A 13,759-nucleotide genomic window follows, 5' to 3' on the forward strand; every position below is an offset into this window, starting at 1 on the left:
TTGCCTGTGCCGCTTGGTATGCTACGACGCATTCCCCCGGCTCGAGCCGCGAGGCCCCATGCAGCGCCCGATGAAGCGGCGGCCGTTCTTCTACCGCCAGACCAATGCGATCCGGATTACGGTTCGGCCGCAGTTCCTGGCCGAGCATTCGGATCCGGCGCGGGCGCGCTACGTCTTTGCCTACTTCGTCCGGATCGAGAATGTCGGCGGGCAGCCGGCCAAGCTCGTCGCCCGGCACTGGCGCATTCACGACTCGATCGGTCAGGATCACGAAGTGGAAGGGCCGGGCATAATCGGTGAGCAGCCGGTGATCGCGCCGGGACGGGTGCACGAGTATCGAAGCTTCTGCGAGCTCAAGTCGCCCGGCGGCTACATGGAAGGCGAGTACCACTTCGTCCGCGCCGACGGCGCCGGCTTCGACGCGGCCATCCCCCGCTTCACCCTCGTGGCCGACGGTGAAGACGGATGAGAGGCCCATGACTTCGATGCACCGCACCGATGCAGGTCGGCTCGCCCGCGAGATCCTGGATACTTCATCACAGCTCAGCCGCCGCCCGGGAACGGCCGAGCCGCTTGCGTGCAAGCTGCTCGAGCGGCTCACGGGTGAGGCGCGGCGGTTCGGCGTGGCGCTCGAGCATTACGTAGTCGGTCCGTGGCACGTCGGCGAAGCCAGCCCGCGCGGGGTGAGCCGCTTCATCGGATTGGCGCTGCCGACGGTTGAGCGGGGCGGGTTTGCGCTCGCGGTCGCGACGCTGGCCGAGGCGGCGGAAATCGTCGCGTTCCTCAACTGGTGCGACGTCCCCGAGCCCGGGGCGATCTGACGCGTCGCACCGCGCCGGGCTCCCCCCGCCTCGCCCCGCCCGCGCGCGTGCCCGGCGTGGCGGGGCTTCGACCTTTTCGGGGCTAGCTTTCCCCCATGAGGCCGTCCCGTGTGCCGCGGCCGCGCTCCCTGCCCGCGGCCTTTCGCCGTCACCTCGTGACGCTCGATCTGGGCCCGACGCCGGTGCGGTTGATCGCCGCCGTCTCCGGTGGACCGGACTCGGTGGCGTTGCTCGACCTGCTCGCGGGCGTGAGCGGCGAGCTCGCGCTCGAGCTCGTCGTGGCGCACGTGGACCATGGAATCCATCCGGAGAGTGCCCGCGTGGCCGAGATGGTACGCGCGCTCGCCGACCGCTACGGACTTGCCTTCGCCATGCGGACACTCGCGCTCGGCGCCGAAGCGAGCGAGACGACCGCGCGCGCTGCCCGGTACGAGGCGCTCGAGGCGATGCGCGCTGAGGCCGGCGCTGTCTTCATCGTGACGGCGCATCACGCCGACGATCAGGCCGAGACGGTGCTGATGCGCGTCCTCGGCGGCACCGGTCCGGCGGGGCTCGCGGGCATGGCCGCGCGGCGAGGCACAATCCTTCGACCGCTGCTGCCATTCTCACGCAACGAGTTGGCCCGGCACGTGCAATCCGCCGGTGCGCATCTCTGGGAAGACCCGTCGAACCAGCATCCGAGACACCTCCGGGCGTGGCTGCGCACCGAGATTCTGCCCGCGCTGGAGCGCCGCCTGCCCGACGTTCCGCGCCGGCTGAATCGGGTGGCGGCCGGTGCCGCTGCCGATCGGGCCGGGTGGAACGAGCTGCTCGATCTGCTGCCCGGACTCGAGGTCCGGACCGGGCGCAGCGGGGTTTCCTGCGCTCTCGAACCACTCGAGGTGTGCGGTAATAACTTGGCGGAATGCTTGATCTTGGCATTGGCGCGACGCGCCGGAATCTTGCTCGGACCGAAGCGCGCCAAACGGGTGCTCGCACTCGTGCGGCTGGGCGAAAGCGGCACCTGGGTCCCGCTCGGCGGCGAGTGGAAGGCGGAGCGTGCTTTCGGCCGGCTCCTGCTTGGGCGGCTCCAGCTGGGCCGGGCCCAGACGCCGCCGTTCGAGGCCCAGCGGCTTTCCGGACAAATGGGTGCAGCCCGTTGGGGCGACTGGCGCTTCACCTGGACGCACGACACGGCCCCGCCGCGCCAGGAGCGTTCGGCATCGAACGCCTGGTTCCGAGCCGGAGATCGCGGACTCGACGCGCTCGTTGTACGGCCGTGGCGTCCCGGCGAACGGCTGCACCCATTGGGCGGCGCCGGCCACCGGTTGCTGGTGCGTTGCTTCCAGGACGCCCGCGTGCCGCGAAGCGAGCGGGCAGGCTGGCCCGTGGTGGAGCACGAGGGCGCCATCGTCTGGCTCCCCGGCATCTGCCGGTCGGCCGGGCTGGTGCCCGCGCCGGGTGATGAGGCGCTCCATGTGGAGGCGGTGCGCGGCGCCGGCACGCGGGACGATGCTGAGCCCGCCTGAGATCCTCCGCCGCACCGGCGGCCGGCCGATCCGCTCCATCGTCTTCGACGAGGCCGCGATCGCGAGTCGCGTGGCCGAGCTGGGCCGCGCGGTGACCGAGGCCTACCCCGACGGCGATCTCCTGGTGCTCGGCCTGCTCAAGGGGAGCTTCATCTTTCTGAGCGACCTGGTGCGCAAGATCGAGCGGCCGATTCAGGTGGATTTTCTGGTGGCCAGCTCCTACGGACCGGACAAGGTGTCAAGCGGAAAGGTGCGGCTGCTCTACGATCCCGAAACCGACGTGGGCGGCAAACACATTCTCCTCGTTGAGGATATAATTGATAGTGGACGCACCTTGCAGCGCCTCACCGGGCTGCTGGGTGAGCGGCGGCCGCAGAGCCTAGCGATTTGCGCGCTGCTCGATAAGCATCTGGCGCCCGATCCGCCGGCCGAGTTGCGGTTCGTCGGTTTTCGGGCACCCCCGGCGTTCCTGGTGGGCTACGGCCTCGACCATGCCGAGAACTATCGCCACCTTCCGTTCATTGCGGACCTGGAGTGATGGCTCGACTCGACTCAGAGCTGGATTGACATAGATGGCAGACCGACTCCCAACGAGACCCCCGCGACCGAGCTGGGGAAACCTGAGCAAGAACCTCGCCCTGTGGCTGCTGGTGGGGTTACTCGCGCTGGCGCTGTTCCAGATGATGAGCCGTCAGCGGAGCCCGACTCAGGAGTTCTCCTACACCGAGTTCATCAAGCAGCTCGATGCGGGGAACGTAAAGCAGGTGGAGATCTTCGACGGCAAACGCGTCGAGGGCGACTTCAACGCGCCGGTGGCGCAGGACGGCCGACAGGCGAAGAGCTTCCAGGTACTGCTGCCGATCGCCAACAGCGAGGAGTTGATCCAGAAGCTCGACAGCGCTGGCGTCGACATCGTGGCGCGCGAGCCCAAGGGCGGCATCACCGCAATTCTCATCGCGGCCCTTCCGTGGATCGTGATCCTCGGCCTCTGGTTCTTCCTGCTGCGGCAACTGCAGGCGGGCGGCAGCCGCGCGTTCGCGTTCGGCAAGTCCAAGGCAAAGCTGCTCGCGGGTGACACGCCCAAGATCACTTTTGCCGACGTGGCCGGCGCGGACGAGGCCAAGGTCGAGCTGCAGGAGATCATCGAGTTCCTGAAGGATCCGCAGAAGTTCACCCGGCTGGGCGGACGCTTGCCTAAGGGCGCGCTGCTCGTGGGGCCCCCCGGTACCGGCAAGACGCTCCTGGCCAAGGCGGCGGCCGGCGAAGCAGGGCGCCCCTTCTTCTCGATGTCCGGGTCCGACTTCGTCGAGATGTTCGTCGGCGTGGGCGCGAGCCGGGTGCGCGACCTCTTCGAGCAGGGCAAGAGCCACGCGCCGTGCATCATCTTCATCGATGAGATCGACGCAGTGGGCCGGCATCGCGGCGCCGGTCTGGGCGGGGGCCACGACGAGCGGGAGCAGACGCTGAACCAATTGCTGGTCGAGATGGACGGCTTCGAGTCGAATGAAGGCGTCATTCTCATCGCCGCCACCAACCGGCCCGACGTGCTCGACCCGGCGCTGCTCCGGCCGGGGCGCTTCGACCGGCAGATCGTGGTCGACGCGCCCGACGTGCGCGGGCGGGAAGGCATCCTTCGGGTGCACACCCGGAAGATCCCGCTCTCCGCCGACGTGCGGCTCGACGTGATCGCCAAGGGCACGCCGGGTATGGCGGGCGCGGACCTCGCCAACCTGGTGAACGAGGCCGCGGTGCTCGCGGCGCGGAAGAACAAGAGCCTGGTCGACATGATCGATTTCGAGGAGGCGAAGGACAAGGTGATGCTTGGCGTCGAGCGGCGGAGCCTCGTGCTCACCGAAGACGAGCGCCGCCTCACCGCGTATCACGAGGCCGGTCACGCCATCGTTGCCCTCAAGACGCCGGGCAGCGACCCGGTGCACAAGGTCACGATCGTGCCGCGCGGCCGCGCCCTCGGCCTCACCGCTTCGCTCCCCGAGGTCGATCGTCACAACTACACCAAGGAGTGGCTGATCGGCAGTCTCGCGATGTTCTTCGGCGGGCGGGTGGCCGAGGAGCTGGTGTTTGGCGCCGAAAAGGTGACGACCGGGGCGGGGAACGATATCGAGCGTGCCACTGCGCTCGCCCGCCGGATGGTGACGCAGTTCGGCATGAGCAACGTGGTCGGTCCGCTTGCGGTGGGCGATAAGGAGCAGGAAATCTTCCTGGGCCGCGAGTTCGCCCAGCGGCGCGAGATCTCGGAGCGCACCGCGCAGATGGTGGACGCCGAGGTGAAGCGCCTGGTGGACGAGGCGTACGCACGCGCCACCGAAATCCTCTCGGCCAACCGTCCGCTGCTCGACAGCATCGCGCATGCGCTGCTCGATCGCGAGACGATCGACCGCGAGGACCTGGACCGCCTCGTGAGAGGCGCGCCGCTTCCGCCGCGGCTCCCGCCGAGCGAGCCGCCATCGCCGGTGCCTGCTGCCACGGCCCCCAAGCCGGCGCCGCAGCCCTCGCGCGCGCCGATCCTCGGCGCACCGCCGGCCGAACCCGCCGGCGCGTGAGGCGGCGCGTCCGCGGGTGAGCGCGGGCGTGTGAACGTCGTTCCGCTGGCAACCCATTCCGCGCGCGCGGTCGAGACCGCGCTCCGCGCGCACGGATGGGAGCCGGCGCCGGCCGCAACCGCCGCCGGCGGGATCTTCCCCCTCGCATTCCATCTCACCGCACTGGACCAGGCGACGCTCGAGTCGCTGGTCCGGTTCGCGGGGCAACTCGGCCTTGAGGTCCTGACCGGCGACGACTGGGCAGTGCTCTCGGGCAGCCGATCCCGGTTGAGCGCCTTGGCGCGCCCGTGGACCGCGCCCGAGGCCCTGCGCGAGCTGAGCGTGCAGGTCGGGCTCGCCATGCCGCCGGAGCCGGCGAGCCAATGGCTCACCGCGCGCGGGCCGCTCGCGCTCGACGGGCCGGTGCTCGTCGGCATTCTCAATGTCACACCGGACAGTTTCTCGGACGGCGGCCGGTTTGCCGCGCTCGACGCCGCGCGCGCGCACGCCGAGCGGCTCGTGGCCGAGGGCGCGGCGGTGATCGACGTGGGTGGCGAGTCCACCCGGCCCGGCCGCACCGAGAGCGTACGCGAGGCCGAGGAGCGCGCGCGCGTAGTGCCCGTGATCGCCGCGCTGGTGCGAGACCATCCGGGCGTGCTCGTCTCGGTGGACACCGTCAAGTCCGGCGTGGCACGCGCAGCGCTCGATGCGGGCGCCGCCGTCGTGAACGACGTGACCGCGTTCCGGCTCGATCCGGCGATGGCCGACGTGGCGGCGGCCGCGCGCGCGGGCGTGGTGCTCATGCACTCGCGCGGCAGCCTGCTCGAGATCGCGTCGTACACCCACGCCGAGTATGGCGAAGGCGATGTGGCCGGCGCGGTGCTGCGCGAGCTGGGCGCGGCGGCGGCGGCGGCGGTGGCGCGCGGGGTGGCGCCCGAGTCGATCGCGCTGGACCCCGGGTTCGGCTTCTCCAAGACGGTCGAGCAAAATATCTTGCTGCTCGATGGGCTTTCGGCGCTCACCGCGCTCGGCCGGCCCATCCTGGTCGGCCCTTCACGCAAACGTTTCGTCGGCGCCGCGGCGGGGTCCACGGCGGCCCAGGCCCAGCCGGCGGACCGCGACCGCGCCAGCGCTACGCTGTGCGCGCTCGCCTGGGAGCGCGGCGCGCGGCTCTTCCGGGTCCACGACGTCGCCGCCGCGCGCGAGGCGCTCACCGTCGCACAGGCGGTCGGAGGTTCCTAGTGCACCTCGAGCAGATTCCGTTGGCCACGCCCACTTGGCGGGACCTGCTCGAGATTTTGATCGTCGCCGCCGTCCTCTACCGGCTGCTCCGCTTTCTCGCCGGCACGCGCGCCCTGCAGATCCTCCTCGGCGTGCTGGTCCTCGCCGCGATCTACGCCGCCGCGTTTGCGCTCAAGTTGTCGATGATCACCTACCTCCTTGGGGTGGTGTTCACCTACGGCGCCTTCGCCGCGCTCGTGGTCTTCCAGCCGGAGCTGCGCCACGCGCTCGCGCGGCTCGGGCAGTCGCGGCTCTTTGCGCTCTTTGGTGGCCCGCGCGTCGCGGCGGCGGCGGACGAGATCGCGCAGGCGGTGGACCGGTTGAGCCGGAGCGCGACGGGCGCCATCATCGCAATCGAGCAGGACGGCTCGCTCGAGGAATGGCTCGCCACCGGCACCGCCATGCGGGCCGGGGTGTCGGCCGATCTCCTGGCGAGCATCTTCAGCCCCTACGCGCCGCTCCACGACGGCGCGGTGATCGTGCGGGGCCACGAGATCGTGGGTGCGGGGTGCATCCTGCCGCTCGCCCAGTACGCCATCGCGGACCGCTCGCTCGGCACCCGGCATCGCGCGGCCATCGGCCTCTCAGAGGAGAGCGATGCGCTCGTGCTGGTGGTCTCGGAGGAGACGTCCACGATTTCGCTCGCGCGCGGCGGCAAGCTCGAGCGCGGCTTGAGCGCCGACCGCGTGCGTGAGTTGCTAGCGCCGGCCCGACTGGCCGGCGCGCGCCGGGGCCTCTAGTTTTCACCGTCCCTCCTTCGGAGTCTCAGATAGACCTCCAGGCGCGGCTGCAAGGTGCCGTCGGCGAGACCTACCGCATCAAGCGCGAGCTGGGCGGCGGCGGGATGAGCCGCGTCTTTCTCGCGGAAGAGGTCCGCCTCGGGCGCCAGGTGGTGGTGAAGGTGCTGCCGCCCGAGATGGGGGCCGGCGTGAATGCCGAGCGCTTCGAGCGCGAGATCCAGCTCGCGGCGCGCCTGCAGCACCCGCATATCGTCCCGCTCCTCACCGCCGGGGCAGAGGGCGACCTCCTCTTCTACGTCATGCCGTTCATCGCCGGCGAGTCGCTCCGGGTGAAGCTCGCCCGCGAGGGTGAGCTGCCGGTGACCGAGGCAGTGCGCATCCTGCGCGAGGTGGTGGACGCGCTGGCGTACGCGCACCGGAACGGCGTCGTCCACCGCGACATCAAGCCGGACAACGTGCTGCTCTCCGAGGGGCACGCCGTGGTGACCGACTTCGGCGTGGCCAAGGCGGTAAGCGCCTCGAGCGGCAGCGGCGGCTCGCTCACGTCGCTCGGTGTGGCGCTCGGGACACCGGCGTACATGGCGCCGGAACAGGCGGCCGCGGACCCCCACGTCGACCATCGCGCGGACATCTACGCCATCGGCGCCCTGGCGTACGAGATGCTCGCGGGGCGGCCGCCGTTCACCGCGCCCACGCCGCAGGCGCTCCTGGCCGCGCAGATCACGCAGACGGCGGACCCCGTGTCGCGCTTCCGTCCCGCGGTATCCCCCGCGCTCAACGGCCTCATCATGCGCTGCCTGGAGAAGCGCGCGGCGGACCGCTGGCAGAGCGCGGCCGAGCTGGTGCCGCAGCTCGACGCGATGGCGACGCCGAGCGGCGGAATGGCGCCGACGAGCGCGCAGCCCACGATCTCGGCGGGCACCGCGCGCGCCATCCGCCGGGCGCATCCGGCGCGCGTGGCGGTGCTGTTCGCCGTTGCGGCGATTGTGGTGTTCGCGCTCACGTGGCTGCTCGAGCAGCGGCTTGGGCTTCCGGATTGGGTGCTCTGGGGCGCGGGCGTGCTGCTCGCTTTGGGCCTTCCGATCATGCTGGTGACCGGCGGGCACGAACGGCGCCGCGCGGTAGCCCGAACCACGCTCGTCTCTCCGCCGCTCGACACCGGCGCGGCCCGCTGGTTCACCTGGCGGAACGCACTGCTCGGCGGGGTCGTGGCGTTCGCCGGGCTCGCAGTCACCGCCGCCGGCTACACGGCGATGCGGCTCCTCGGCATCGGGCCGGTGGGCACGCTCGTCGCGTCCGGCGTGCTCAAGGATCGCGAGCGGCTCATCCTCGCCGATTTCGACAACCACGCGAGCGACTCGACGCTCGGCACGTCGCTCACCGAGGCGCTCCGGGTCGATCTCTCCCAGTCACCTACGCTCCGCCTGGTGGGCAACGCCGAAGTCGCCGACGCGCTGACCCGGATGCAGCGACCGGCCGGCACCCGGCTCGGGGCCGATCTGGCGCGCGAGGTGGCGGAGCGCGCGGGCGTCAAGGCCGTGTTGATCGGGCAGATCGATCCGGTGGGCGCGGGATACGTGCTATCGGCAAGCCTCATTGGCGCATCGGACGGGCGGGTGCTGACGGCAGTGCGCGAGACAGCCGACGGGCCCTCCGAGCTGCTCAAGGCGATGGACCGACTGTCGCGGGCGCTGCGCGAGCGGATCGGAGAGTCGCTGGTGAGCATCCGGTCCAGCCCGCCGCTCGAGTCAGTCACGACCGCATCGCTGCCGGCGCTCCGCAAGTACTCCGAGGCGACGCGCCTCAACTACATGGGTCAGGACGAAGAAGCGGCGCCACTGCTCGAAGCCGCCATCGCGGCAGACACCGGGTTCGCGATGGCCTATCGGAAGCTCGCCGTCGTGCTCTCCAACATGGGCGCATCCCGCACCCGGTCGATGGCGGCGGCGACCAGCGCCTTCATCCGCCGCGACCGACTGCCCGAGATCGAGCGCCAGCTCGCGGCCGCGTTTTACTACGACCAGGTCGAGTACGATCCTCCGCGGGAGGAGGCGGCCTACCGCGCCGTGCTCACCGTGGACCCCGACAACACCGTCGCGCTGAACAATCTGGGGCTGCTCCTCAATACGGAGCAGCGCTGGGCGGAGGCGGAGAGTCTCCTGACCCGCGGTCTGCGAATCTCGCCTGACGCGACCTTCCTGAACAATGCGCTGTTCGCGCAAGTTGGGCAGGGCAACCTCGCCGCCGCCGCGGCTACTGCAGAGCGCGGAGTGCGACAGCTCCCGGCCGGTGCCGCTTCAGCGTACGACCTCAAATGGGGGCTTGCGCTCGCGCGCCGGGATTATGCGGCCGCGGAACAGATCATGACGGAGGAGCGCCGCGCGCACCCCGCGAGCCCGGCCGTGCAGGTGATGACGAGCCGCGGGCTCGCGAGGCTGGCGGAGATGCGCGGCCGGCTTGCGGAGGCGGGCCAGCACTGGCGCGACTTCATGGCGGAGAGCGATGCGCGCGGCGAGCCCCGGGACTACATCTTCGGCGCGGTCCAGCTCGCCATGCTCGACGCGCAATACCGCGGCCGGTCCGACGCAGCGCTGTCAACCGTTCAGGCGGCTCTTGCGCGCCATCCGCTGGATTCGCTCGCGCCGGTCGACCGGCCGTATCTCGGCCTCGCTCTGATCTACGCCACGGCCGGCAAGCGCGACCTCGCGCGACGCACCCTCAAAGCGTACGAATCGACCGTACCCGCCGGCGTGCGCCGCGGTGCGCTGCCCCGGCCTCTTGTGTACGGTCGGGTCGCCGAGGCGGAAGGGCGGATGGACGAGGCTGCGACTTTCTATCGCGAGGCGAGTCGCGAGGGCATCTGTGGCGAATGCGGGCTGTTCGAGCTCGCGAACCTCTACGACCGCCAGGGCGGGAGTGACTCGGCGCGCGTCGGGTACGAACGCCTGATCGCGACGCACTCCGTCATCGGCCGGCTGGCCGCGGAGCCCTTCGCGATGGCCGCAGCCTACAAGCGTCTCGGCGAGCTGTACGAGGCCAAGGGAAACCGCGCGAAGGCCGCCGATTCTTACCAGCACTTCGTGGATCTCTGGAAGGATGCCGATGCCGAGCTCCAGCCCGGCGTCAAGGAGGTGCGCAGCCGGCTCGCCCGTCTGGCGCAGGAGCCCGGGACCTGAACGCGCCTACACCAACCCCAACCCACCCCCCGATGCCCAGGACTCGTCTGTTCGCCGCGCCGTTGATGTTGCTGGTTCCGTTCCTGTCGCTCGCCGCTCAAGGCGAACCCAAGGACTCTGCCGCGAAGAAGCCGCCCGCCGCGCCGCCCAGGGCGGAGCAGTGGGTCACAAAACATTCCATCGTGATCGGCGGCAAGACGGTGCCCTACACGGCCACGGCCGGCACGTTGCTGCTGCGCGACGACCACGGCGACACCGTCGCGAGCATCGGCTACACCGCCTACACCCGGCAGGACACGAAGGACCCGACCACTCGGCCGATCACCTTCGCCTACAACGGTGGGCCGGGCTCGGCTTCGCTCTGGCTCCACATGGGCGCGCTCGGCCCGCGGCGCGTCGTGGCGGCGGACGCCGAGGCCACGCCGCCGGCGCCGTACCGGGTGGTCGACAACGCCTACAGCATCATCGATCGCACCGATCTCGTGATGATCGATCCGGTCGGCACCGGCATCAGCCACGCGGTCGGCAAGAAGAAGAACAAGGACTTCTGGGGCGTGGACCCCGACATCGAGTCGGTGAGCGGGTTCATCAAGGAGTACGTGACCGAGAACGGCCGCTGGAATTCGCCCAAGTACCTGCTCGGCGAGAGCTACGGCACGACCCGCTCGGCCGGCATCGTGGACTACTTGCAGACCCGCGATGGGATGGCCTTCAACGGCGTCACGCTGGTGTCGGTGGCGCTCGACCTGGAGGCGATCTTCTCCTGGCCCGGCAACGACCGGCCCTATCCGCTGTTCGTCCCCACCTTCGCCGCGACGAGCTGGTATCATCATGTGCTTCCGTCGGCGCCGAAGGACGTGCGCCAGCTCATGGCCGACGCGCGCGCGTGGGCGCTGGGCCCCTACGCGGCGGCCCTGCTCCAGGGCGACGCACTCTCGGGCGCCGCGCGCGACTCGATCGCCGAGCGGCTGCATCAGTTCACCGGGCTCTCCGTCGACTACATCAAGAAGGCCAACCTTCGGGTCACGGAGCCGGAGTACACCCAGGAGCTGCTGCGCGAGCACCGGGAGACGGTGGGCCGGCTCGATTCCCGCTTTACGGGCGTCACGTTCGACCCCCTGGCGCAGAATGCGGAGTATGACCCCCAGGCGGCCGCGATCACCGCGGCGTACACCGCGGCATTCCTGGACTACTACCACCGCGAGCTCAACGTTCCCACCGACCGCGATTACGTGGTCACCGCGTCGGTTTTCCGCGACTGGGACTGGAAGCACCGGCTGCCGGACGGCCAGTTCCAGCCGATGGTCAACACCGGCCCGGACCTGGCCCACGCGCTCGGTTACAATCCGAACCTGCGCGTGCTGGTGCTCAATGGGCTCTACGACCTCGCGACCCCGCCGCTCGCGACCGAGTACATGATGGCGCACCTGGGCCTCGCCCCGTCGCTGCAGTCGCACATTTCGATGAAGTACTTCGAGGCCGGGCACATGATGTACCTCAACGAGGGGTCGCTCAAGCAGCTCAAGGCGGACGAGGCGGCGTTCATCGATGCAACCGACCGGATCGGGGGGTGAGCACCCGCTTCCGCCGCTTTTGTTGCGCCCCACCCGCCCCTACATTTCGGGGCTATGGCATTCCCGGCGCTCGCGGAGCGCCTCGGGCACATCCGCGAGACCATCGCGCACCATCAGGCGATTGGCGGCTGGCGGCACCCGGTGGCCATTGTCGCGGTCACCAAGACCCACGGCCCCGAGGCGGTGCGCGCCGCGGGCGCGGCTGGGATCGGTGCCGTGGGCGAGAACCGGGTGCAGGAGGCGTTGGCCAAGCAGGACCAGCTTCGCGACCTCGACATCGCCTGGCACCTGATCGGCACGCTGCAGCGGAACAAGGCGCGCCAGGCAGTCGGCCGGTTTGCGCTCATCCAGTCGGTCGATCGGCTGGAGCTCGCCGAGGAGTTGGCGCGCCGCACGCCTCACGGCACGCGCCAGGCGGTGCTGGTTCAGGTGAATTGCTCGGATGAGCCGCAGAAGGGCGGGGTGGAGCCCGACGCCCTGCCCGCGCTGCTCGACGCCATGCGTCCGCTTGCCCGGCTCGAGCTGCGTGGGCTCATGACGATGGCGGCGCTCACGGACGACGCGGGCGAGCAGCGCCGCGCCTTTGCCCGTCTCCGCACGCTTCGCGACGAGGCGGGGCGCGCCGGGCACACGGTACCCGAGCTTTCGATGGGCATGTCGGGTGATTACACGGTGGCGGTGGAGGAGGGGGCCACGATGGTTCGATTGGGAACTCTGCTTTTCGGGGAGCGCGGCCGATGACGCACGATGCCTTCCAGCTCACGCCGCAGGAAGTGCGCACGCACGACTTTGCGCGGGCGTTCCGCGGTTACGACCGGATCCAGGTGGACGAATTCAAGCAGCGCCTCGCGGAGGAAATCGACCGGCTCAACCGCGACCGGGTGCAGGCCGAAGAGCGGCTCAAGACGGCGCAGGACCAGCTCCGCACCTTTCGCGAGCGGGAGCGCGCGCTTAACGAGGCGCTGATCGCCGCGCAACAGCTCCGAACCGACTCGCGGGTGCAGGCCGAGCGCGAGGCGCAGGTCATCGTGCGCGAGGCCGAGGCCGAGGCGGCGCGCATCATCGACCGCGCGGGCCTCGACGAGCAACTGGTGCACGAGCGCGCCGCCTCGGCCTCGCGCCAGTTCTCCGCCTACGTGGCCAGCTTCCGGCTGCTGCTCGAGCGGCAGCTCGCCGAGGCGGACGCACTGCAAGCGGCGGCGCACGCGCACGGAACGTCGGCACGCGCGCCAACCGAGATGGAGCCGGTCGCCGGAAACGCCTGATGCCTACGCACCGACCGGAGCGCGACACGCGCGCCGATCCTCTCTACGACGACGTGCAGGCGGCCGCGCGCGCGGTGCGCGACCGCGCGGCGCTCCGCCCCGACGTGGCCGTCATTCTCGGCACCGGCCTCGGCGGGCTCGCGGCCGAGATCGAGGTCGAGACCGTTGTTCCCTACGAGGAGATCCCCGGGTTCCCGCTCTCCACCGTCGAGTCGCACGCCGGCAAGCTGCTGCTCGGCCGGCTGGCCGGACGGCCGGTGGCGGCGATGCAGGGACGGTTCCACCGCTACGAGGGCTACTCGCTCCGCCAGGTCACGTTTCCCGTTCGCGTGCTCCATGCGCTGGGCGCCGGCACGCTCGTCGTCTCGAACGCCTGCGGCGGCATGAATCCGCTCTGGGCGCCGGGTGACCTGATGCTCATCGCCGATCACATCAATTTGCTCGGCGACAACCCGCTCATCGGGCCGAACGACGAGCGCCTCGGCCCCCGCTTTCCGGACATGTCGGCGCCGTACGATCCCGCGCTCCGCACGCTCGCGCGGTGCGCCGCGCTCGAGCTCGGCATCGTGCTCCGCGAGGGAGTGTACGTCGCCGTCACCGGCCCCAACCTCGAGACCCGGGCCGAGTACCGGATGCTGCGCACGATCGGCGCGGACGTGGTCGGCATGAGCACCGTACCCGAGGTGATCGTCGCCGTGCACGAGGGGATGCGCGTGCTCGGCATCTCGATCATCACCGACCAGTGCCTGCCCGACGCGCTGGAGCCGGCCGAGATCGGGCGCATCATCGAGACCGCTCGGCGCGCCGAGCCGGGGTTGACCCGCCTCGTGCGGCGGGTGGTGGAGCAGTTGTAG

At 70.4% G+C, this 13,759-nt stretch carries 12 protein-coding genes; all 12 read left to right on the plus strand.

Annotation, left to right across the window (positions count from 1 at the left end):
• The first annotated feature begins 58 nt into the window (after positions 1-58).
• Positions 59-469: a Co2+/Mg2+ efflux protein ApaG gene (apaG, locus tag VFW66_15265; protein ID HEX5388059.1), complete on the plus strand. Its 411-nt coding sequence runs from the start codon at positions 59-61 to the stop codon at positions 467-469.
• Between the two features lie 7 nt (positions 470-476).
• Positions 477-821: a hypothetical protein gene (locus VFW66_15270; GenBank protein HEX5388060.1), complete on the plus strand. Its 345-nt coding sequence runs from the start codon at positions 477-479 to the stop codon at positions 819-821.
• Between the two features lie 95 nt (positions 822-916).
• Positions 917-2,329, plus strand: coding sequence for a tRNA lysidine(34) synthetase TilS (gene tilS, locus VFW66_15275; protein HEX5388061.1), 1,413 nt, complete (start codon positions 917-919; stop codon positions 2,327-2,329).
• A complete protein-coding gene (gene hpt, locus VFW66_15280; protein ID HEX5388062.1) occupies positions 2,313-2,867 on the plus strand; it encodes a hypoxanthine phosphoribosyltransferase in 555 nt (184 codons plus the stop codon). The genes tilS and hpt overlap by 17 nt, the downstream gene beginning before the upstream one ends.
• Before the next feature lie 34 nt (positions 2,868-2,901).
• On the plus strand, positions 2,902-4,890 hold the full coding sequence (ftsH, locus tag VFW66_15285) for an ATP-dependent zinc metalloprotease FtsH (protein HEX5388063.1): 1,989 nt from the start codon (positions 2,902-2,904) through the stop codon (positions 4,888-4,890).
• Positions 4,891-4,920: 30 nt separating this feature from the next.
• Positions 4,921-6,111 (plus strand): dihydropteroate synthase, encoded by a 1,191-nt coding sequence (folP, locus tag VFW66_15290; GenBank protein ID HEX5388064.1) that lies wholly within the window; start codon positions 4,921-4,923, stop codon positions 6,109-6,111.
• Positions 6,111-6,890, plus strand: a complete 780-nt coding sequence (gene cdaA / locus VFW66_15295; GenBank protein ID HEX5388065.1) for a diadenylate cyclase CdaA — start codon at positions 6,111-6,113, stop codon at positions 6,888-6,890. Before folP ends, cdaA begins: the two co-directional genes overlap by 1 nt.
• A gap of 77 nt (positions 6,891-6,967) precedes the next feature.
• Positions 6,968-10,066: a protein kinase gene (locus tag VFW66_15300; GenBank protein ID HEX5388066.1), complete on the plus strand. Its 3,099-nt coding sequence runs from the start codon at positions 6,968-6,970 to the stop codon at positions 10,064-10,066.
• Positions 10,067-10,098: 32 nt separating this feature from the next.
• Positions 10,099-11,640: a hypothetical protein gene (locus VFW66_15305; GenBank protein HEX5388067.1), complete on the plus strand. Its 1,542-nt coding sequence runs from the start codon at positions 10,099-10,101 to the stop codon at positions 11,638-11,640.
• 54 nt (positions 11,641-11,694) lie between these two features.
• A complete protein-coding gene (locus VFW66_15310; protein ID HEX5388068.1) occupies positions 11,695-12,381 on the plus strand; it encodes a YggS family pyridoxal phosphate-dependent enzyme in 687 nt (228 codons plus the stop codon).
• The gene (locus VFW66_15315) at positions 12,378-12,905 is read left to right on the plus strand and encodes a DivIVA domain-containing protein (protein HEX5388069.1); all 528 of its coding nucleotides are present in this window, start codon (positions 12,378-12,380) and stop codon (positions 12,903-12,905) included. Before VFW66_15310 ends, VFW66_15315 begins: the two co-directional genes overlap by 4 nt.
• Positions 12,905-13,759 (plus strand): purine-nucleoside phosphorylase, encoded by an 855-nt coding sequence (locus VFW66_15320; GenBank protein HEX5388070.1) that lies wholly within the window; start codon positions 12,905-12,907, stop codon positions 13,757-13,759. The genes VFW66_15315 and VFW66_15320 overlap by 1 nt, the downstream gene beginning before the upstream one ends.

The sequence above is a fragment of the Gemmatimonadales bacterium genome (assembly GCA_036279355.1).
Taxonomy (GTDB): Bacteria; Gemmatimonadota; Gemmatimonadetes; order Gemmatimonadales; family GWC2-71-9; genus DASQPE01.

Bases quoted from the DNA above. Each gene is read 5' to 3' on its own strand.
- apaG (HEX5388059.1), top strand. From the start codon at position 59: ATGCAGCGCCCGATGAAGCGGCGGCCGTTCTTCTACCGCCAGACCAAT.
- VFW66_15270 (HEX5388060.1), top strand. From the start codon at position 477: ATGACTTCGATGCACCGCACCGATGCAGGTCGGCTCGCCCGCGAGATC.
- tilS (HEX5388061.1), top strand. From the start codon at position 917: ATGAGGCCGTCCCGTGTGCCGCGGCCGCGCTCCCTGCCCGCGGCCTTT.
- hpt (HEX5388062.1), top strand. From the start codon at position 2,313: ATGCTGAGCCCGCCTGAGATCCTCCGCCGCACCGGCGGCCGGCCGATC.
- ftsH (HEX5388063.1), top strand. From the start codon at position 2,902: ATGGCAGACCGACTCCCAACGAGACCCCCGCGACCGAGCTGGGGAAAC.
- VFW66_15305 (HEX5388067.1), top strand. From the start codon at position 10,099: ATGCCCAGGACTCGTCTGTTCGCCGCGCCGTTGATGTTGCTGGTTCCG.
- VFW66_15310 (HEX5388068.1), top strand. From the start codon at position 11,695: ATGGCATTCCCGGCGCTCGCGGAGCGCCTCGGGCACATCCGCGAGACC.
- VFW66_15315 (HEX5388069.1), top strand. From the start codon at position 12,378: ATGACGCACGATGCCTTCCAGCTCACGCCGCAGGAAGTGCGCACGCAC.
- VFW66_15320 (HEX5388070.1), top strand. From the start codon at position 12,905: ATGCCTACGCACCGACCGGAGCGCGACACGCGCGCCGATCCTCTCTAC.